The sequence below is a fragment of the Salmonella sp. 2020_1459 genome (assembly GCF_043847915.1).
GTDB lineage: Bacteria > Pseudomonadota > Gammaproteobacteria > Enterobacterales > Enterobacteriaceae > Salmonella > Salmonella enterica.
The window spans coordinates 924,842-946,748 of record NZ_JBCMFA010000001.1; the positions used below are offsets into that span (position 1 = coordinate 924,842).

Below are 21,907 nucleotides of genomic sequence, written 5' to 3' on the forward strand. Positions count from 1 at the left end.
GCTGATTACCAGTGCCGCGCCGGCCCGGTATCAATATGCACAAAGTTACTACGTGGGTAATATCCTACACCACCTGCGCGCATAGATAACGCCGCTTTGCGAATATTGCTCAGTGCCACGCCCTCAATATGAAAATCCATCGCCTGCCCTTTTGTATGGTAGCTTTTTTTCGCTACGCCGCTGCTACGGGCGCGTAATTCATTATTGGTATCAAGAGAACGGTAGCCTGAGATGAGCTGCACAGGTTTACGCGTCCCTAACAGCCCCTGAAGTCGGTAAAGTTGGTCAAACAGGCGGGGATCGATTGATCGGACTTTATTCGCGCGATAATCACGGAAAAAATGGTTTAACTTTGCTAATTCATCCTGAATGTAGGCTCTTCCATCGAAAAACTCCGCCTTGATTGACTCTCCGGTATGGAGATTGTTTAACGTCAAAATGCGCGGGCGTGGGGTCGAGAGTGTGGCAAACGCTGGCGCGGGCAGGATGGCGGCGCCGAGAGCGACACCACCAAGCGCCAGCAGCTTGCGGCGATTAGCGTCAAATTTGTCCATGATAATCAGGTCTACAGGTCAATGTTATCGTTAATACACTTCTACCTTTAAGCAGACATGATACCGGCTGGCACAGACTTCTGAACGGCCCGGTCGACTTAAAGGTTGTTGTATATGCACTTCTGGCGCACGAAAGGCACCTTAACTTCCGATAAAGCCCGCGTCAAGATGGCCCTCCCCCAGCCACAACGGGGGTCTACAGCGAAACGCCCCGTTGAAGCCAAACATTAGGACAACATATTTACCAGAACTTCTTCATTTACCTGATTAATTGTTCAACCTTTGGCACAATTTGTGCGCTGGATCGCGCTGTGAGATCGTAATTGTAAATATCTGTACGATATTGCATACGTCCATCTGCGCCGACAAACGCGGTCAGATAGTAAAGATTTACTGGAATGTTCTGCCGGATATTGACATACCGCGTGTCGCCTTGCTTCAGGGCGCCAGAGATCCGCGCATCGTTCCAGCCAGCATCCTGCAAGAGCATATTCGCCAGTTCAGAGGCCTTATTGACCCGCACGCAGCCGGAACTTAACGCCCTGGCGTCACGCTGAAAGAGAGTATGGTTAGGCGTATCGTGCAGATAGATCGCATCTGAACTCGGCATATTAAATTTATAACGCCCCAGCGAATTGTGCGCGCCTGGCGCCTGCTGGAAACGGAACGGAAGATTCGATGGCGTAATGGTGGCCCAGTCAACCTGCCACGGATCGATCGCTTCTTTGCTGTTCCAGCCGCGCATCACGGTGTAGCCATGGCGCTCCAGATAGCCTGGGTCATTCCACACCTTCGGTAAAATGTCTTTACGCGCAAGCGTGGGCGGAACGTTCCACGGCGGGTTCACCACCACATTATTCAGCGCGCTGCTCATCATCGGCGTTTTACGATCGGGACGCCCGACGATCACCCTTGAAGCCAGCACCTGGTTGCCATTCTGATAGTAGACCAGCGAATAAGCGGGAATGTTTACCATAATACCGGTAGAGAGTTCCGCCGGCAGCAGGCGTAAACGTTGGATATTCAGTGCCAGTACGCCTGCGCGTTGCGCGGGGGTCATATTAAGCCAGTTACGCGTCGCCGGGCCAATAACGCCATCCGCCCCCAGCCCTTGCCATGCCTGAAAACGCTTTACCGCCTCGACCAGTTCACGATCGTAGGCGCGTGCCGCCGGAGCCGACTTACTACGGCGGGCCGTTGGTTCGTCGACCGGCTGCGCCACCGATGTTTCGTCGACCACGGCGGAGGGGCTGACGACGGCGCTATCAGCAGTGTTATCGCCGGGTAAGGCTATCTTTGGACCGCCATCCAGCATCCCCGTACGCTGTAATATTTCGCGCAGCGCAGGCACATCGTTACTCCATTGCCCCGGGCGCAGCGTCGCGGTATTGGCCAACTGCGGCCACGGGCGAGAGTCCGCCACCAGCTTCAGCAACGCGTCATGCATGGGCGCATACTGTGGATGCTGCGGCGCCAGGCTGGCGACAAACATCGGCAACTGGCCCTCTTCCAGCGCGATTTGCCACTGGTTAATCACCGAGACTGGCGGCGTCGCCAATGCGTAAGGTTTGTTGCTATATAACCAGCGCTGGCCTTTGACGGGGATATTCGCAATGAAATGGAGATAGCCCATCATGGCGTCTGACAACACAACATCGCGCGCCATACCGTTTACGGCGGGATTGGTCAACAATGCCACCCAGGCGGTAAACTGCGGCTGGAATCCGGCAATCGCCACCTCCGCCAACTGTTGCTGGAAGGCTTTCACCGCATCGCGATTATCCCACATGGGCTTCATGTCGCGCGCGGCATACAGCAATGTCAGTTGGCTCATATAGACCGGCGTATAGCCGGAAGGAAGCTGCGACTGTAAATCAGCCCGGACTTTCTCGGCTGAAACGCCCTCCGGCAGCGGCTGAATCCCGGCCATAATCGCCGTCGCGGCGGATTGCTTCTGCGGCCCAGCCTGATCCGTCGCGGCAACGGCGCTATCGCCAGGTATCATTTCAGGCTCATCGGCCTGCGCATTGAACAGTGGAGCGAATGTTACGGCCAGGCATAAACTGATTGCCGACAGACAACGACCACACATCTTATTAAGCAACATCCCTTGCCCCCTGTTTTCGTTATCATACTCCGCATGACTGCGCTGCCCGCAGCGCGGGTCAACCGCAACCAATGCTTTTGTTTAGTATGACGAGTCAGCCTGCTCACTCGTCAGGCTTAACTCCAGTATATAAAGTTCGTTACGTTTTTGCCTAACCTAATGTAAAGAAGTTTAAAGAAAATGCACTACCCGGAGAGATTTTTCAGATAAAGAAAAAGGCGGCTTTCGCCGCCCCAGGCTAATGATAAAACAGAACTTGTTGTGCCGGATGGCGGCGTAACCGACTTATCCGGCCTTGCCTGATAAGCGAGGCGCCATCCGGCACGTCATCGTTTCTGCCGTGTTTAACTCGCTTCTGAAGGCGTATCTTCCGTCTGCGTACCGGGAAGCGTTTCCGGAAGCTGCGGCGCAAAGCCACGCAGCCCGACAACATGAACATGCTCAGTATTCTGAAACACTTTACGCACCAGTTTATACGTCGTGCCCTTCTCCGGACTGATGTTTTCCGGCGCAGCGATGATGAGCTGCATCTGCAAACGTTCACATAGTTCAAACAGCGTGGCAATAGAGCGCGCATCCAGACGCGCCGCTTCATCGAGGAACAGCAGGCGACATGGCGAAATATCTTTCCCGCGCAGTCTGCGCGCTTCGTCTTCCCAGCTTTGCACCACCATCACCAGAATTGACATCCCGGTCCCGATAGCTTCCCCCGTTGATAGCGCGCCGGATTCCGCACGCAGCCAGCCGTCGGACCCACGGTTAACTTCAACTTCCATTTCCAGATAGTTACGGTAGTCCAGCAACTCCTCGCCGATGGTCTGCGGCGTGCGTTGCCCCATATCGATCTGCGGATTCAGACGCTGGTACAGTTTCGCCAGCGCTTCGGAGAAGGTCAGACGATTGCTGTTAAACAGATCCTGGTGCTGCTCCTGCTGTTCTGAAAGCACATCCAGCAAGGTGGCATGCGTTTCACGCACGTTGACGTTTAACCGCACGCTATTCACCTGTCCAAACGAGACGCTTTGCAAACCCTGGTTCAGCATACGGATACGGTTCTGCTCACGCTGGATAGTCTTGCGGATAATGTTTGCCACGCTGCGGGAACTGATCGCTAGCTTTTGCTCACGCGATGTCAGCTCTTCCGTCAGACGGCTCAGCTCAATCTCCATTTGTTCAATGGCTTCAACCGGATCGTCGGTACGAATAATATCCTGACGAATACGTTCGCGCAGATGCTGGTAAACGGCCACAAAGAACTGGATTTTACGTTCCGGGCGTTTCGGATCTTCCGACAGGCGCAATACGTCGCGTAAATGTTCGTTATCCGCGACGGCCAGGCGCAGCGCGCCCAACGCCTTATCCGACATGGAGCGCAGTTCATCCGCCGACAGATAAGCCAGCTCACGACGGTGCAGACGGCGCTCCACGCCATTGTCTTTAACCATCCGCATGACTGCGCACCAGCCGGCTTTCGCGGTCACGACCTGCTCGCGCATTTCATGATAATCGCGCTCCAGCTTGCGCAGCTTACGGGTCAGGTTATCCATCTCCGCTTCGCAGAAGGTGAGCGCTTTCTCAAGCTGATTGCGACGCGAACGGTTATTGCTCAACTGGGCGTGCAGTTCATCGCGACGCTGGCGGGCGCGCTCTTCCGCCCCGCTGTCGGCGCGAACGCCAATATCCTGTAATTCGCGCTGCAAATCGTTAAGCAGCTCTTTTTTCGTGTCATAAGAGCTTTTTAGCGAGGCCAGAACCTGGCTGTACTGACTTAACTGCGCGGCATGGCTGCGCAACGCTTCGCGGGCGCGGGTACGCTCGGCTTCCGCCTGCTCCAGCCGCTGGCGCAGCTTTTCGTTGAGATCGCTGTTGCCGCTCAGCATTTCCGCCGAGTCGGAATAGCTGAAATGCGCCCGACGTTCGACAACTTCAGCCAGAGCAAAAGCCTGCTGGCGCGCGTCGCGCTGCATTTGCTGCGACCATGCATAGTCTTCTTTTAACTGCTCAAACTGTTCCGGATCGCTTTGCAGAACGGAAACTACCGGCTCCAGTTTGGCTAACTGGTTGCCATATTGCTGCACAAATCGCGCCGCTTCCTGCGCCTCATCCAACCGTTCCTGAATTTCATCGACCCGATCGGCCAGCGTTTCATCGGCCAATAAATTCAGCCGCGGCAGCAAACGGTTAAGCGCGGAAACGCCCTCTTTCGCCTGCTCAAACTGAAGGCGCTGCTGCTGGTTGTCGTTTTCATGCGTCGCCAGCGCGCGCTCCAGTTCGACGCGACGCCCGTTCAGTCGGCGAATTTCCGCTTCCGGATCGTCCTCAAAGGCAACGGAAAGGTGGCTGCCGATAAAACGGCTGAACGCCTGGTGCAAACGCTGGGTTTTCTGCACGTCAAACGAGAGCGTGGCAAAGCGCTCGGAAAGCACTTCCCGTTCCGCATGGAGACTCTCAATACGGTTCTCACGCGCCGCGCGGCCAAAAATAGGCAGCGACGGGAAACGCGAATAACGCCACTGACGGTCGGCAATTTTCACGACCACCGCCTTTTCCAGCTCGTCAACGCTGAATACGCTGTCATCAAAAGACTGCGGATCGCCTTCGATCAGGTACAGATCTTCCGGGCAGTCGGTCAGACCTTCAAGCTGTTCGGCTATTTGCGATAAATCCGGTACGACGATCGCATGGCGCGACGGGCCATACAGTGCGGAAAAGTACGGCGCATCTTCAAGACTGACATCATCGTAGATTTCCGACAGCAGTACCCCGCCAAAACGCTCCGCCAGCGCATTCAAACGCTGATCTTCCGCGCCGCCCGGCTGGCTTAAACGTTCGATCTCTTCATCAACCGCATTTTTACGCGCGCCCACTTCGTCGCGTTCGACAATGGCTTCGCGCTCACGCTCCAGCAGCTGTTGCAGGTATTCGGTCACTTCCTGGCTGGACGTAAACTCCTCGCCGCACTGTTCGCTAAGCTGGTTCAGGCTGTTTTGCGCCGCCAGCCAGACGGGCGCACGCCGCATCAGATGTTGAATACGCGACTGAAGCTGTTCCTGTTCCTGACGCAAGGCCATACGCTGTTCGCTGGCTGACGACACGCTATCAGACAAGGACGCGATGCGGGCTTCCAGCTCCTGATGCAGCGCTTCCAGTTCGTCAATATCAAAATTTTTGCCCTGTCGCTTACAGAACTCCGCCAGCAGACGTTCCGCCTCTTGCTGCTCGCGCAGCCGCTGTTCCAGTTCGCTCAGGCGCATCCGCAGCGGCTGTACCTGTTCCGCCAGATGACGCTGGTTCACGCCGTCCCGTAACAGCTGGCGCGCCACGTCCCAGGCTTCGCTACGCGCCAGCGGGCCGTTGATCGCCGCTACTAGCTGGTAAGCCTGCTCAAACTGGCTGTGCGCGGTTTGCGCCACGCTCATTTTTTGTTCCAACGACAGCAGTTTTTCCGTAGCTTCCTGCTCTTTTGCCTGGAAAGTATCCAGCCATTCGGCGGCGCTTTCCGGCGTTAGATCCGGCAGATGGCAAAGTTCTTTAGCGCGGGCGAGCGCTGATATCGCCTGGTTATACTGAATCGCGCGCGTTTGCTGTACATCCAGCGCCTGCTGGTAATCCGCAAGCTGGCTTTTGAGTTCATCGACTTCCAGCTCGGCGGCTTCGGCACGCGCTTCATTTTCGTCCTGCATTTCGGCGGCTTCCGCCACCACTTCGTTTTGCTCTTCGAGTCGAATCTGCAGCTCTTCAAGATCCGCTTCGTAGCGTTCAATTTTTTCCTGCTGACGCAGCGCGGTTTGCACCAGATTCAGGTGATCGCTCGCCGCCTGGTAATCCGCTTCAAGAGAACCTTCGGCGCCGTTATGTTCGCCCAACTCACGGGCCATATCGACGTGCTTGTACTGCTCCGCAGCCAGCTGCTTGCGCGATGTGTACAGTTCGCGTCGAAACGCCAACGCCTGATCAAGGTGAACCCGACGCTCATTAGCGTGACGCATATAATCCGCCGCCACATAATCGGTGGCTTCGCTGATCAAATGCTTAAACAGATCGCGATCGGATTGGGTAACACGAATCGCTTCCAGCGTGAGTCGGTTCTCGCGCAGCGCCGCTTCCATATCCTGGAATGCCTTGCGCACGCCGCTGTTTTCCGGCAATAAATAATCGCGTAGCGATCGGGTAATGGCGCTGGAGATCCCGCCGTACAGCGAGGCCTCTATCAAACGATAGAATTTACTACGATCGGAAGCGGAGCGCAGACGACGGGCGATAATCCCTAAGTCAAACATCAGCGAGTGATAATCGGTGATGGAGTTAAACTGCTTAAACTGCACGCCTTCCATCTCGTCAAGCTTGTCTTTCAGCTCAGCAAGCGACAGTACGCGCGCCTGACGTTCGTTTAATGTCTCCGTCACCAGTTGTGTCGGCTGTACCGACATCGGCAGCCCCTGGATAGCGAACGGTTTGATGTCCACTTTGCGATCGCGCCCAGCGACCTGCTGCAGACGCACGCCGACCACCACCCGCTGATGGCGGGAATTAATGGTGTCGAGCATGGAGTAACAGACGCCCGCCTTCAGCTTACCGTGCAGACCTTTATCGCGCGAACCGCTGGTGGCGCCGGCTTCCGTGGTGTTACGAAAGTGCAGTAATGTGAGATCCGGGATCAGCGCCGTGACGAACGCCGCCATCGTCGTGGATTTCCCGGCGCCGTTGCCCCCGGATAACGTCGTGACCAGTTCATCCAGGTCAAAAGTGCGGGCAAAAAAACCGTTCCAGTTAATCAGCGTTAGCGAGCGAAATTTACCGCGTTCAATCATTATTCTTCCTCTCCACTGTCCGGCTGACTCTCTTCGGTCTCATCATTAAGTTGCAGATGGTTTTCAATGGGCATCGCTTCCCCGTCGCGGATGAGACGACGCTGCGCCTCGCGAGGATCGTCGCCGGCGCGGACATCCGCGCCAAAGCGGAAGACCGATTCGGTAATGCGGAATTTGCTGCTGTCGTGGCCCATAAACCATACCATGCCCAAACGACGCAGGCGGTTTAAAGAAGAACGCACCTTTTCCTGCAGTTTCTGACGATCAACGTCAGATCCCGTCGAGCGGTTATTCACCAGCTTTAGCAGTTTGGCTTCGTCCGCAAGGGTAAGCAGCTCGTCGTACAACTCTTGCTGAGTAAAGATCCCTTCGTTGGCCAGACGCTCCGGGCTAAGATAGAGGTAGCAGAGAATTTTACCGACCATCATATCCAGTTCGGATAACACCGAGCGCGGGATAAGCGTGGTAGAACGCGGACGCAGGTAGAAGAACCCCTCCGGCGCGCGAATCAACTCCACGTTATAACGCGCGTAAAACTCTTCCAGGTATTCCTGAAAATCCATCAGAAAGGCATGATTATCCAGTTCGTCCAGCCCAATGTGGCGGCCCGAACGTAATGCGCTATCCAGCGCCGGAAATAACGGATTCGCCAGCGCCTGCGCCAGCTTAACCGGCATCACTTGTTCAATATTTGTCAATGACATGCGCCTGTACCTTGGCTCCGTAATCATTAATCGGCTGCCATTTGACTGGCAGTCCGGTGAAATCTGCTTGCGCTACGCCAAGACGTACCGCTTGATCGATAACAATACGCGCCACGTCGAAATGACGCGCGCGCGGGTATTGCGCCAGATACTCGCGCACCACCAGCCCAAGATCCAGTGGCGTTTGTCTGGTTTTGTAGATAGCCAGCTGTTCTTCAATGATCGCCGCTAACTGCTCGCGGATCTCGTTAAACTCTTCATATTCCAGATCCGGCGGCAACTCCCCGGTGACTTCATCGTCACGCAACGCCATCTCTTCATCGCGCATATCCAGCAGACGATCGGCATTCGCGTAGGTTAGCGCCCACGGATCGTCAAAATAAGTCTGTACGGACTGGCGCAACCGCTGGGCGAAGACACGGTTTTTATCCATATCGATCGCGGTACGGATAAATTTATGCACGTGACGATCGTAGCCGATCCATAAATCAATAGACTGTTGACCCCAACTGATAATGCGGTCAAGTTTACTTTGTAAGTCAAACACCAGCCTGTCGACAAAATGCAGATCGTCGTGCGTCATCGTGGCATCCTGAATGCGCAGCAGGTTAGCCTGCAGCTTATCGCCCGCCGCCTCCAGCGTATCCTGCAATTCGCGCAGCGTACCGGACGTTTCGGAAAGCAGCAGTTCACAGCTGGAAATCGCCGCCCGCCAGTCTTTGTTCAGCAGTTGTGCGATATCGTCTTTCACCTGCTGCTGCTGTTCATCCATGATGCGCTGGGTGAGATCGATACTGTCGAAAATCTCCGCCACCGAATATTTCAATGGCGCGTAAACGTTGCGATGCCAGTGGAACTCATCGCCACCCTCCGCTGCCGCATCCGCCGCGCGCTTCAATTCGCCGGCCACAATCGACAACTGCATAGAAAGACGCAGCGTAGAGAATTCGCGTTGACGAATGTAGTAATCGGTGATGCCAATCCCGAGCGGGGTTAATCGGTAAATCGCATTGCCTTCCGCCTGCTCGCTGGTAAAGCGGTTCAGCAGACGTTGACGCACCATATCGTTAATCGCGTTATTAGCGCGCACGCCGATGGTTTCGCTGGTTTGCTCAAACGCATCACTCACATGGCGGAATGCATCCACCAGCTCGCCTTCACTCATCTCGCCGTCAAGGCGTTCGCCGTTCAACGTGGCGACCGCCAGCAGAAAGGAAAGTCTGTCTACCGGCAGCGAGATGGAAAAGTCGTTTTTTCTGGCCCAGGCAACCAGTTCGGGGACTGTCTGGGAAAATTCACTCATAGGTTATCCTTGCATCTGCGGCTAGCGCCGGGCTTTTAATCGCGGTGACATGAATGTAGCGCCCAAGGCTAATATACGGCTCCTGGCGGCAATAACGCGTTTCCAGTTCGACCAGGGTCTCATAACAGTCACGCTGCTGGTGTTTTTCACGCAGATAATCATGAAACACACGCACGCCGGTTTTACCGGTAATCTGCCAGCCAATCGCCTCCAGCCACTGGTACACCTGCGCGGGGTCGCGCGGGTAGTCAGGCGACAGCGTGCGCTTCTTGCGTTTAGGCATCCCCGCCTGCACGTAGTCAAAATTACCCGCCACCATATTGTGCATCAGCAAACCGTTAGCGTTATAGAACATCAACGACAGCGCGCCGCCAGGGCGCAATACTGACCAGAGCGTTTCTAATACGCCGACAGGATCGGCTACCCACTCCAGCACAGCATGAAACAATATCAGATCAACCGGGCTTTCCAAATGCGAAGCGACGTCCTGAGCCGGGCATTGTATAAAATGCATGTCTTTGCTCACACCTTTTGCCTCGGCCGCCTGCCGCGCGCGGGCGATCATTTCGCCAGACAGATCGCATAACGTCACCTGATGGCCGCGTTCCGCCATCTTAATCGCCGTTTGCCCTTCGCCGCCGCCGGCATCCAGTACCCGCAGTTTTCGCCCGCCAATCTCCTCCAGCACGCGGTCCAGGTCTTGCCACAGAATGGCTTGCCGCAGTTGTCCTTTGGTCGTGCCGTAAATGTTACGGGAAAACTTTTCAGCGATGTCATCAAAATTGCGATCCTGCATCGGACTCTCCACAGGCTGGCTCAGGCGTTATCTGATAAAACCGCTATTTTGTCACAGCCGCGGCGAGAATGAACCTGTCTGGTGTAATATCACCGTTAATCCTCCGCTATATGGTTAAAAAAGGAACCAAAAAGGATGCTTTTTACACTAAAGAAAGTGATTGGCGGTATGTTATTGCCGCTTCCGCTGATGTTGCTGATCATTGGCGTCGGCCTGGCGCTGCTCTGGTTTAGCCGCTTTCAGAAAACCGGAAAAGTATTTATCAGCGTAGGTTGGCTGGCGCTATTGCTATTAAGCCTGCAACCCGTTTCTGACCATCTGCTGCGTCCGATAGAAAACCGCTACCCTACCTGGCAGGGTCCGCAAAAGGTGGAATATATTGTGGTTCTCGGCGGCGGCTATACCTGGAACCCGCAGTGGGCGCCGAGCTCTAATTTAATTAACAACAGCTTGCCGCGGCTGGCGGAAGGCATTCGGCTGTGGCGCGCGAATCCGGGAGCCAGGCTGATTTTTACCGGCGGCATAGCAAAAACCAATACGGTAAGCACAGCGGAAGTCGGTGCGCGGGTGGCGCAGTCGCTGGGCGTACCGCGTAGCGATATTATTACGCTGGATAAGCCAAAAGATACGGAAGAAGAAGCCGCCGCCGTTAAGCAGGCCATCGGCGACGCCCCTTTCCTGTTGGTAACCTCCGCCTCGCATTTGCCGCGTGCGATGATTTTCTTTCAGCATGCAGGGCTGAATCCGCTTCCCGCACCGGCGAATCAGTTGGCGATCGATTCGCCGCTCAATCCCTGGGAGCGGGCAATTCCGTCCCCGGTCTGGCTGATGCACAGCGATCGCGCTGGGTATGAAACATTAGGGCGACTTTGGCAATGGCTGAAAGGCATATCAGGCAAGCCAGGGGAGTAATGATTTCGCCGCCAGATCAAAATTGGTACGGTTAAAACGTCCGGTATTGACCAATTGCGCAACCTCGTCCCACAGCACATAGAGCCAACGCCGCCAGATGAAGGACTCCGCCACTGGCGCGCGTTGCAGATAATGCCAAAGCAATCCCTCCGCCAATGGATTATCCATCAGGCGAAACAGTTCGAACTCTCTCGGCGCCCACAGCATCAGCCCGGGGCCGACCATTGCCAGAAGCTGATCGCTACGGGCGTCTTTAAGCATACTGCGCAGGCAGAAGTTGCCATGCACCAGTACGCAGTTATCGTTAAACCCTTCAAATAACGAAGGAAGACATTCTCTGGTACGAAACAGAATGCGTCTGTCCTGCATCGTCAGGCCGGTATTGCTGAACTGATTTAGCGTCGTCCACAGCACCTCCACCCGCTGACGATACCAGGAAGGCCAGATATTCTCCTGAGTATGGTCTACAGCGCCCACGCAACCGCGGCTATCCTGCCGATGCCAGGCTAACAATCCTTCGACAATCTGATCTTTTAGCTGTTCCCAGCGTTCCGGAGTGCGCGCCGGCGCCTCGACCGGCACACCGCGCAGTCGTTCCAGTAGCAGCACATCCGGACCAGGATGCTCTTCATGCGTCAATACGCCATAGATTACCGGCATCCTCACCGTACCGCTACGCGCCAGCATTGAGGTTTTCCATGCCAGTTGCTGCGCAACGCCGGGAGTGGTAAAACTTCGCGCCATCAGCGGCATCGGAATGCCCTGGCTGTCATATAATGACCACAATGCGGAATCCGCTTTCTCATTCACGCACTCTATACGGCTAAGTTTTTCACCCAACAAATGACTGAGTTCGGCCCGCAACTGTTCCATTCCAGATTACCCCCATTAGTGCTACTGCTTTAATAATGAGCGTCGTATGGACAGATGTCACCCGTATCAGATCAAGGGAAGAAAAGAAAAATGAGGAAAATCGTAACGGTACGAGAAAGCCGTCACTGATGAGCAGACGTGAGTATTCATCTTTGCGCTATCATACCGCGCTGTTCATGACCGTCTAAGACGATCATGAACAGGATCATGTTAACGCATTTCAGCGCGCACGCGCTCCAGGTCGTCGGCGGTGTCTACGCCCGTGCCGGGCACCGCTTTGGCGACAGCGACATGAATTTTTTCGCCGTACCACAGCACACGGAGTTGCTCCAGCATTTCAATATGTTCCAGCGGGCTGGGTTGCCAGCTCACGTAACGGCGGATAAATCCCGCGCGATAGCCATAAATGCCCAGGTGACGAAGGCAAGTATCCCCTACCGTTTCCAGACTTTTTGCAAAGCGATCGCGATCCCAGGGAATCGTCGCCCGGGAAAAGTAAAGCGCATAGCCTTCAGCATCCAGCACGACTTTTACCGCATTCGGGTTAAACGCTTCTTCGGCGCTGTGAATCGGCACCGCCAGCGTCGCCATGCCAACCTGGCGCTGTGCCAGATTTTCCGCGACCTGGCGAATAATAACCGCCGGGATCATCGGCTCATCGCCCTGAACGTTCACAATAACGGTATCGTCGCTGAATCCGCACTTCTCTACCACTTCCGCCAACCGTTCGGTGCCGGACTGGTGATCGGCGCGCGTCATGCACACTTCGCCGCCAGCCGCTTCTACCGCACGAGCCACGTCTTCATGATCGGTCGCGACAATAATGCGTTCCGCGCCAGATTCGCGCGCCCGCTCCAGGACATGAACAATCATGGGCTTACCATTAATATCCACTAATGGTTTGCCTGGCAGTCGGGTAGATGAAAAACGGGCCGGAATGATGACGACGAAACTCATGATTTACTCTCATCAGATGTCAGGGCGCGAGCTTCATTTTCCAGCAATACAGGAATGCCGTCGCGTAACGGGAAAGCGAGATTGTCCAGTTTGCAAATTAATTCTTGCTGTTCCTGGTTATACCAGAGTTTGCCGTTACATACCGGGCAGGCGATGATTTCAAGCAGACGATGATCCATAGTTCCTCCAGATGGACCGGATTGTGAATCCTTCAATATTAACATAATCGGTTAGGGTGCAGGGTCTATTTCCCAGCCATGACGCATGGTGCTAAACAGGCCTGGCGGACATTGTCCCAGCGTCACGCGCGATGCCCGTTGCCAGGCAGCAAACGCGCTAATCGCCTGCCAGATTCCTTTTTGCAGACTAACGCCAGGGCGAATATCGTCCTCCAGATACAGCGAGATAACCTCAAGCACCCCCGTTTTACGGTGCATTTTGGCATCCATTCGCCCGACTAAACGGCCCTGGTATAATAGCGGCAGCACAAAATAACCGTACTGGCGCTTCGCCGCAGGCGTATAACATTCCAGCCGATAGTTAAATCCGAAAAGCTGCGTTGCCCGCTTGCGATCCCATACCACAGGATCGAAAGGCGACAGTACTGCGCTATGGGTCGCCTTTAAGGCGTTATTCAGCGCCGGTTCCAGCTGCGAAAGAAGATCGGCATGAAGCCACATCCGCCCCAACGTTTCCACCTCGACCGGAATAATCTGCTGCTGTTCCGCCCGGCTCTCCCGCCATCCCTTCAGGTCAGGACGTTTCAGGCGGTAGTAATCCGCCAGCCACTGTTCACGGAAAATCCCCAGACTGCGCGCGCTATTATCCAGCATCAGGCTTTCCGCCTGCGACTGTGACAGTCCATCGCGTCCATCATCCCAGTGCGGCATCACACGGGGCGTTAAATCATATACACGTTGAAAATTACGCCGCTCAACAACCATGACTTTTCCGGCGGTAAATAAACCCTCAAGGTGGCGTTTATGTGGTTTCCATTCCCACCAGCCGCTGACGCCTTTCTGCGCATGTTCAAAATCGGCAGAACGCACTGGACCGTGCTCCTGAATATGCCGCACTAGCTGTTCTATTTCTTCCGCGTGCTCATGCATCCATGCCGCGCGATATTTCCAGCCCATCTTTTCCGGCGACAGCATACGATGGCGGATAAGTTTAAAGTCGCGGCGTGGTAAGAAACAGGCCTCATGCGCCCAGTATTCCATTAACTCGCCGCGTCGCAGCGCCTCATCCAGCCAGGCCTGCGGGTACGAACCGAGACGGCTAAACAGCACCAGATAGGGGCTACGTGCGACAACATTGATGGTATCAATTTGCAGCAACGCCATGCGTGAGATGGCGGCAAGAACATCGCCAGGCAGCGCGTTACGGCGCGGCTTTTTCAATAGCCCCTGCGCAGCAAGGTGAAGACAACGGGCCTGGGAAAGAGAAAGGTACGGCAATGACATTCATGACTCCATAAATTCATCACTGCCGCTGCATTGGGGGACGCTAGCGAACCAGCGAGGTGATATGTTCAAGCAACTTATCAGGCTGCTCACCGGACAAACGCGCATCAACCGGTAAGAACCACCAGTTATCTTCGGCAAAAGCACGGCATTTCACCGCGTCTTTTTCCGTCATTACCAGGGTCTGCCCTTCACCGACCAACGCCTGAACGTCAGCAGGGGCGAGCGTTTGATGATCGGCCAGCGGGACGCACTTTTGCGGATGCGCGCCACAGGCTTCCAGCGTGGCGAAAAAGCGCGGCGGATGACCGATGCCCGCCATCGCCACAATATTGCTCAGTTGCGCCACATCGCAACGCGCTCCCGTACGTAAGTTCACCGCCAGTCCAGGCGCTAGCTGCATGGGGATTTCGCCCGCCCGGGCGACGCCGCCATTGACGATAGCGGCGTCCACGGTTTTCAGGCGACTGGCGCGTTCGCGCATAGGACCGGCAGGAAGCCACCAGCCGTTGCCAAAACGGCGCACGCCGTCAATCACCACAATTTCAATATCTCTCGCTAGCCGATAATGCTGCAACCCATCGTCGGTGATAATAATCTGCACATTATGCGCCGCCAGAATCGCTTTCACCGCCGCGGCGCGTTCAGGCGCCACCGCGACAGGCGCGCCGGTCCGCTGATAAATCAATACCGGTTCATCTCCCGCTTCTGCGGTTGTCGTCTCAGGCGTCAGGAGCAGCGGATAAGCGGCAGCTTTCCCGCCGTAGCCGCGGGAAACGACCCCCACGCGCACGCCACGCTGTTGCAGCTTTTCCACCAGCCAAATGACTACGGGGGTTTTACCGTTACCGCCAGCCGTAAGATTCCCTACCACAACCACCGGTACCGGCGCTCGCCAGGCGCGTTTAAAACCAAGCTTATAGCTCAGACGAATCGCCCCGCTCACCAGGCCATACAGCCAGGAGAGCGGCAGCAGTAACCGCCATAGCGGGGATTCACCCGACCAGATACGCGCAATCATTGGCCAAATTGCATCTTATGTAGCTGGGCGTAAACGCCGTGTTGCGCCAGCAGTTCGCTATGAGTGCCGCGCTCAACGATAATACCGTCTTCGACTACAACGATCTCATCCGCCTGTTCGATGGTGGAGAGACGGTGCGCAATCACCAGAGAGGTACGGTTTTTCTGCAGCTCATCCAACGCTGCCTGAATCGCACGTTCAGATTCGGTATCCAGCGCGGACGTAGCTTCATCAAGGATCAGAATCGGGCTGTCGCGCAGTAAGGCGCGGGCGATCGCGATACGCTGGCGCTGACCGCCGGAAAGCAGTACGCCGTTTTCGCCGATGATGGTATCCAGGCCATTATCCATCTTATTGATAAAGTCCATGGCATAGGCCATGCGCGCCGCCTCTTCAATCTGCTCGCGGCTGTATTCTTCCGTCCGGGCATAAGCAATGTTATTGGCGACCGTGTCGTTAAACAGATGCACGTTTTGCGAAACCAGCGCCACCTGATTACGTAGAGAGGCCAGAGTGTATTCGCGTAGATCGTGACCATCCATCAGGATGTGCCCTTCATCAATATCGTAGAAACGGGTGATCAGACTGGCGATAGTTGATTTACCCGATCCGGAACGCCCCACCAGCGCCACGGTTTTCCCGGCAGGAATTTTCAAATTGATGTTACGCAATGCCGGCACTTCACGGCCCGGGTAAGTAAACGTCACATTGCGGAATTCGAGATCGCCGGTCGCGCGGTCAATGACACGTTTACCTTCATCTTTCTCCTGTTCGCTGTCCAGAATCGCAAACAACGTTTGACAAGCCGCCATCCCACGCTGGAACTGCGCGTTAACGTTTGTCAGCGATTTTAATGGACGCATCAGCGCGATCATGGAGGAGAACACCACGGTGATGGTCCCTGCCGTCAGGCTATCCATTACGCTTGGGAAGCTCGCAGCATAGAGGACAAACGCCAGCGCCAGCGAGGCAATGAGCTGAATGATAGGATCGGAAATTGACGAGGCAGAGACCATTTTCATGCCTTGCAGTCGCATCTTATTGCTGACTTTATCAAAGCGTTTAGTTTCGACTTCCTGACCGCCGAAAATCAGTACCTCTTTGTGTCCTTTCAGCATTTGTTCAGCGCTGGTAGTCACTTGTCCCATCGTGTTCTGCATATTTTTACTGATGCTGCGGAACCGCTTTGAGACAACGCGAATCGCAATCGACACAATCGGCGCTAAAACAACCAGGATGATCGACAACTGCCAGCTGTAATAGAACATCATGATGAACAATCCGATGATCGATGCCCCTTCACGCACCACGGTAATCAGTGCGCCAGATGAAGAAGAGGCAACCTGTTCTGAATCGTAAGTAATACGCGACAGCAGCGTACCGGTAGATTGTTTATCAAAGAAGGCGACGGGCATTCCCATCATATGGCCAAACAGGCGACGGCGCATGGTCATTACCACCTTGCCTGACACCCATGAAATACAGTAGCTGGAGATATAGCTAGTGATGCCTCGTAATATCATCAGCCCAATAACCACCAGCGGCATCCACAGCAACACTGAGCGATCCGTTTTACCGAAACCATCATCCAGTAATGGCTTGAGGAGCGATAGCATGAAGGTATCGCTGGCTGCGTTGAGAATTAACGCTATGCCCGCCACGATCAGACCTGCTTTAAAAGGCGCTATGGTTGGCCACAGTCGGCGGAAGGTCTGCCACGTAGAGAGATCTTTATCGTTATGCATTCAAAAAACCAGCATTTGTTGAAATAGCCGCATATTCTACCCGTTATCCTCGGACACGCCAAACCACTGATGATACCAGCGAGGTAAAATTTGATCCCGTAAGCCTTGTATGCGCCAGCCCTGCGGAGAAAACAGCAGCGAAATTTGCCCCTGGTGGGGTGTATCAAACCACTGATACGCCTGCTGTCGGTAGCGCTGTTTTACCTTGCGGGACGGCAGCCGCCATGCGTTATAGCGCGATGCGGACGCCAGCGCCGCTTCACCATGTACGCGCTGAATAAATGGTAGCGACGACGACGTATTACTACCATGATGCGGCACCTGGATAAACGTCGCCGCAAGATGTCGCCAGTAACGACTTAGCATTTTTTGTTCAGCGCCCGCTTCGATATCGCCCGTGAGCAGGATGCTATGTACACCGTCATCCACTTTGACCACACAAGAACGGTTATTTCCTCGATCGGCACTTTCGCGTAACGGCCAGTGCGCCTGAAACGTTAGCCCCTGCCATTGCCACTGCTCGCCACGAAAACAGGGCAAATGTCCCTGCCAGCCTAACGGGCTGCGAATCCACATTGACGGCCAGACCTGCTGTAGCGAACGCAGCCCGCCCCGATGATCCAGATGCTCATGACTCAAAATAACGCCCTCCGGCGTCAGATTATGCCAGCGCAACCAGGGAATAATAACCTGTTGCCCGCTGTCGCCCTCCGGCCATGCCCGACCGGTATCGTAGAGTATTACTTTATCGCCCCTGACGATCGCTATCGCCAGCCCCTGACCGACATCCAGCATATGCACCTGCCATCCGCTGGCGTTTATCGGCCGCCAGAGTGGCCAGCTCATCAACAATAACCCGCATAAACAGACCGCCGGCCAGGTACGCCAGACGTTTAATCGCCACGCGATAAGCATTAGCCAGGGCAAAAACGTCAGCCACTGCCAACGGTTATCAATATTCACCCAGCCCTGCGGTAAAGCATTCAACAGGTAAAATAGCGCGGCTAACGCGCGATCGGTCAGGTACCATACCCACTCTTCAAGAAAAAACGGCCCGGTTAAATGCAGAATCATTCCCGCCAGGATGAGTGGAACCGTCACAAATGTGACCCAGGGTACGGCAAAAAGATTCGCCAGCATTGCGGTAACGCTTATGCCATGAAAAAGCGCCACCTGGAGAGGCAAAAGCAGAAGTGTAATGCCTGCCTGTAGGTGAAGCAGGTTAAGCAACCAACGTAAGCCCCGTGGAAAATTTCCGTTTGGCGCAGGAAACCACTGATACCAGAATAACAGGCCGGCAACCGCAAATGCTGACAGCCAAAGACTTTGTGATATAACCGCCACAGGATCGGCGAAAATAATCGCGGCCAGACAGCAGCACCAGACTTGCCAGCCGCTCCACTGTCGTCCGCTTAATTTTAATCCTCCCCAGACGCTCAGCGCCGCCACCGTGCGCAGCGCAGGCGGTTGTAAGCCGGTAAGCCAGGCATAACATATCGCGCAAAGAATGCCGCCCAGCAATGGCGTCTGCCAACGAATCCATCTGACCGGCAAAAAGAATTGTCCGCCACGGATTAATCCGGCAGCCAATAACGCGGCAAAAGCGATATGCAGGCCGGAAATCGCCATCAAATGGGCAGTCCCCGTATCGCGCATAACGGCCTTCACCTCCTGCGACACCGCTCCCCGCTCCCCCATTCCCAACGCCAGAATAACCTGCTGCCACGGATAAGGCGCAAGCGTAGCGCGAAGCGAAGCAAGATAGCGCCCACGCAAGCTACACTCAGGGTTAATCGCTTTAGCCTGTAGAAAACGCCCGGTCAACGGTTGGTGCTGCTCTAGCGCGTAACGCTGGCTATCAAAACCGCCTTCGTTAAGCTGTCCGTGTACCGCTCTGACCTTCAGCGTCATCGCCCACTGTTGCCCGGCACACACTTCCGTGGGTAAGTACTGGCCATGCAGGACAATCCCTACAGCAGGAAAGAGCGGCTTTCCGCGCAAATGGGTGATTCGCCCATAATGAGTGGTCATATGATCGGTGGCAGTAATGACGACTGTCGCCTCCTGCGTCGCGGCGGGCAGGACGTTTCCCGCCCAGATGGCCTGCCTGGCGGCAAATATCCCCCACATGAAAAAGAGCAAGGTTAATGCCGCGTAGCGCGCATAGTGATGGGGTATGAGGCAAAGCAAACATGCCAGACAAAACAGCACCGCGAGAATCCACGTATCAGGTAATACTGGCAATATCATGAGTGGAAGTATGCCGCATACTACGCATACGCTGACCGTCGTTATCTTCATAGACACCTCCCTGTGCGGGAAAGTGTGCAGGTTCAGGACGCCATTGTCTGGAGGGGATTTTGTGCTATACGGCGCGGATTCCAGGTTTTTTACCTGATAAATGTAAGACGCAGCAAAAAATGCGAAACGTTTTCCAGTTTTCGGTCGAATAGCGTTTGCGCCTGACGGCGTATAAATGAAAAAAGCACCCTGACGGTGCTTTTTTCGGGTTCAAGTTTTGCGTTAAAACTTAACCGTAAATATTGGCGCGATCGCGCAGTTCTTTACCCGGTTTAAAGTGAGGAACGTATTTTCCTTCCAGTTCCACTTTATCGCCGGTCTTGGGGTTACGTCCGGTACGAGGCGCGCGGTAATGCAAAGAAAAACTGCCGAAACCGCGGATTTCAATACGCTCGCCCTGCGCAAGAGTCGAGGCCATATGCTCCAGCATCTCTTTTACCGCGTCTTCAACCGCCTTAGCGGGAATGTGAGATTGCTGGGTTGCAAGTCTTTCAATCAATTCTGACTTGGTCATAATTCCTCCGGTTCCTTAAAGGCAAATTGGCTGCAGCCGTGAGATTGATTAAGGGCGGCCGTAGCCGCCCTTAGTGCTTGATTACAGGCCGAAACCTGCAATCTGTCAAGTAATCTCGTTATACTTCGGACTAAAAGACCCGAAGTTTCAGAGGATTACTCGCCTTTAGCTGCTTTGAATGCTTCAGCCATTGCGTTGTTAGAGAAGTTTGCATCTTCCTGTTTGTTAACAGTTGCGATGGCATCTTTCTCGTCAGCTTCGTCTTTCGCACGAACAGACAGGCTGATTGCGCGGTTTTTACGATCAACGCCTGTGAATTTAGCTTCAACGTCGTCGCCAACGCTCAGAACCAGAGTCGCATCTTCAACGCGGTCACGGGATGCTTCAGAAGCACGCAGGTAACCTTCAACGCCGTCAGCCAGTTCTACGGTTGCGCCTTTCGCGTCAACTGCAGTGACTTTACCGGTTACGATAGCGCCTTTCTTGTTCAGAGCAACCCAGTTGTTGAACGGATCTTCTGCGAGCTGTTTAACGCCCAGGGAGATACGTTCACGTTCTGCGTCAACCTGCAGAACAACTGCAGCGATTTCGTCGCCTTTTTTGTATTCACGAACTGCTTCTTCGCCTGCAACGTTCCAGGAGATGTCAGACAGGTGAACCAGGCCGTCGATGCCGCCGTCCAGGCCGATGAAGATACCGAAGTCAGTGATAGACTTGATTTTACCTTCAACGCGGTCGCCCTTGTTGTGGGTTTCTGCGAACTGCTGCCACGGGTTAGATTTGCACTGCTTCAGACCCAGGGAGATACGACGACGTTCTTCGTCGATATCCAGAACCATCACTTCCACTACGTCGCCAACGTTAACCACTTTGGACGGGTGGATGTTTTTGTTGGTCCAGTCCATTTCGGAAACGTGAACCAGGCCTTCAACGCCTTCTTCGATTTCAACGAAGCAGCCGTAGTCGGTCAGGTTGGTCACGCGACCGGTCAGTTTGGTACCTTCCGGATAACGTTTAGCGATAGCAACCCACGGATCTTCGCCCAGCTGTTTCAGGCCCAGGGATACACGGGTACGCTCGCGGTCGAATTTCAGCACTTTCACGTTGATTTCGTCGCCAACGTTCACGATTTCGCTCGGATGCTTAACGCGTTTCCATGCCATATCAGTGATGTGCAGCAGGCCGTCAACGCCGCCCAGATCAACGAATGCACCGTAGTCAGTGAGGTTCTTAACGATACCTTTAACTTCCATGCCTTCCTGCAGGTTTTCCAGCAGCTGATCGCGTTCTGCGCTGTTTTCGGATTCGATAACGGCACGACGAGAAACCACAACGTTGTTACGTTTCTGGTCCAGCTTGATTACTTTGAATTCAAGCTCTTTGCCTTCCAGGTGCAGAGTGTCACGCACCGGACGAACGTCTACCAGAGAACCTGGCAGGAACGCGCGAATACCGTTCAGCTCAACAGTGAAGCCACCCTTAACTTTGCCGTTGATAACACCGGTAACAGTTTCAGCATCTTCGTAAGCTTTTTCCAGCGTGATCCATGCTTCGTGACGTTTAGCTTTCTCACGAGAGAGCAGAGTTTCACCGAAGCCGTCTTCTACTGCATCCAGAGCAACGTCAACTTCGTCACCAACCTGGATTTCCAGTTCGCCCTGGGCGTTTTTGAACTGCTCAGCCGGAATGGCAGACTCAGATTTCAGACCGGCGTCAACCAGTACTACGTCTTTGTCGATAGCAACAACAACACCACGAACGATGGAACCCGGGCGGGTTTCGATTTCTTTTAAGGATTCTTCAAAGAGTTGAGCAAAAGATTCAGTCATGTTTAATCTTCAGGTTT

The 21,907-nt window shown here is 54.5% G+C and carries 16 protein-coding genes; 1 reads left to right on the forward strand and 15 read right to left on the reverse strand.

Translation table 11 applies throughout. From position 1 onward, the window contains the following. Positions 1 to 5: 5 nt before the first annotated feature. The 6 genes from ACH0VJ_RS04780 to cmoM form a co-directional block, all read right to left on the reverse strand. Positions 6 to 554, reverse strand: coding sequence for a YcbK family protein (locus ACH0VJ_RS04780; protein WP_000357052.1), 549 nt, complete (start codon positions 552 to 554; stop codon positions 6 to 8). Positions 555 to 813: 259 nt separating this feature from the next. Beyond that, complete coding sequence (gene ldtD, locus ACH0VJ_RS04785) at positions 814 to 2,661, reverse strand: L,D-transpeptidase (RefSeq protein WP_000925896.1); 1,848 nt, start codon at positions 2,659 to 2,661, stop codon at positions 814 to 816. A 344-nt stretch (positions 2,662 to 3,005) separates the two neighbouring features. Beyond that, the gene (gene mukB / locus ACH0VJ_RS04790) at positions 3,006 to 7,472 is read right to left on the reverse strand and encodes a chromosome partition protein MukB (protein ID WP_000572749.1); all 4,467 of its coding nucleotides are present in this window, start codon (positions 7,470 to 7,472) and stop codon (positions 3,006 to 3,008) included. Further along, positions 7,472 to 8,176: a chromosome partition protein MukE gene (gene mukE / locus ACH0VJ_RS04795; protein WP_000060025.1), complete on the reverse strand. Its 705-nt coding sequence runs from the start codon at positions 8,174 to 8,176 to the stop codon at positions 7,472 to 7,474. Before mukE ends, mukB begins: the two co-directional genes overlap by 1 nt. Continuing rightward, positions 8,157 to 9,479 (reverse strand): chromosome partition protein MukF, encoded by a 1,323-nt coding sequence (gene mukF / locus ACH0VJ_RS04800; RefSeq protein WP_001288829.1) that lies wholly within the window; start codon positions 9,477 to 9,479, stop codon positions 8,157 to 8,159. The genes mukE and mukF overlap by 20 nt, the downstream gene beginning before the upstream one ends. After that, positions 9,472 to 10,275 carry a tRNA uridine 5-oxyacetic acid(34) methyltransferase CmoM gene (cmoM, locus tag ACH0VJ_RS04805; RefSeq protein WP_001154025.1) on the reverse strand — a complete coding sequence of 268 codons (804 nt, stop codon included), beginning with the start codon at positions 10,273 to 10,275 and terminating at the stop codon, positions 9,472 to 9,474. The genes mukF and cmoM overlap by 8 nt, the downstream gene beginning before the upstream one ends. A 135-nt stretch (positions 10,276 to 10,410) precedes the next feature. Between cmoM and elyC the strand changes: the two genes are divergently transcribed. Further along, entirely contained in the window at positions 10,411 to 11,187 is a 777-nt protein-coding gene (gene elyC, locus ACH0VJ_RS04810; protein WP_000899553.1) for an envelope biogenesis factor ElyC, read from the forward strand. Here the strand turns inward: elyC and ACH0VJ_RS04815 are convergent. From ACH0VJ_RS04815 to rpsA, 9 genes are all read right to left on the reverse strand, one after another. Further along, positions 11,167 to 12,060: a YcbJ family phosphotransferase gene (locus tag ACH0VJ_RS04815; RefSeq protein ID WP_000436889.1), complete on the reverse strand. Its 894-nt coding sequence runs from the start codon at positions 12,058 to 12,060 to the stop codon at positions 11,167 to 11,169. The two genes, elyC and ACH0VJ_RS04815, sit on opposite strands and share 21 nt — an antisense overlap. A gap of 210 nt (positions 12,061 to 12,270) precedes the next feature. Continuing rightward, on the reverse strand, positions 12,271 to 13,017 hold the full coding sequence (gene kdsB / locus ACH0VJ_RS04820) for a 3-deoxy-manno-octulosonate cytidylyltransferase (protein ID WP_000011576.1): 747 nt from the start codon (positions 13,015 to 13,017) through the stop codon (positions 12,271 to 12,273). Continuing rightward, positions 13,014 to 13,196 (reverse strand): protein YcaR, encoded by a 183-nt coding sequence (gene ycaR / locus ACH0VJ_RS04825; protein ID WP_000350061.1) that lies wholly within the window; start codon positions 13,194 to 13,196, stop codon positions 13,014 to 13,016. Before ycaR ends, kdsB begins: the two co-directional genes overlap by 4 nt. A gap of 51 nt (positions 13,197 to 13,247) precedes the next feature. Beyond that, on the reverse strand, positions 13,248 to 14,480 hold the full coding sequence (locus ACH0VJ_RS04830) for a winged helix-turn-helix domain-containing protein (RefSeq protein WP_000056915.1): 1,233 nt from the start codon (positions 14,478 to 14,480) through the stop codon (positions 13,248 to 13,250). A 43-nt stretch (positions 14,481 to 14,523) separates the two neighbouring features. Beyond that, positions 14,524 to 15,501, reverse strand: a complete 978-nt coding sequence (gene lpxK / locus ACH0VJ_RS04835; protein ID WP_000561679.1) for a tetraacyldisaccharide 4'-kinase — start codon at positions 15,499 to 15,501, stop codon at positions 14,524 to 14,526. Continuing rightward, entirely contained in the window at positions 15,498 to 17,246 is a 1,749-nt protein-coding gene (gene msbA, locus ACH0VJ_RS04840) for a lipid A ABC transporter ATP-binding protein/permease MsbA (protein WP_000551246.1), read from the reverse strand. The genes lpxK and msbA overlap by 4 nt, the downstream gene beginning before the upstream one ends. Positions 17,247 to 17,282: 36 nt before the next feature. Further along, positions 17,283 to 19,547: a ComEC family protein gene (locus tag ACH0VJ_RS04845; RefSeq protein ID WP_000705791.1), complete on the reverse strand. Its 2,265-nt coding sequence runs from the start codon at positions 19,545 to 19,547 to the stop codon at positions 17,283 to 17,285. A 229-nt stretch (positions 19,548 to 19,776) separates the two neighbouring features. Beyond that, positions 19,777 to 20,061, reverse strand: a complete 285-nt coding sequence (gene ihfB, locus ACH0VJ_RS04850) for an integration host factor subunit beta (protein ID WP_000167332.1) — start codon at positions 20,059 to 20,061, stop codon at positions 19,777 to 19,779. Positions 20,062 to 20,216: 155 nt separating this feature from the next. Next, complete coding sequence (gene rpsA, locus ACH0VJ_RS04855; protein WP_000140324.1) at positions 20,217 to 21,890, reverse strand: 30S ribosomal protein S1; 1,674 nt, start codon at positions 21,888 to 21,890, stop codon at positions 20,217 to 20,219. Positions 21,891 to 21,907 lie beyond the last annotated feature (17 nt).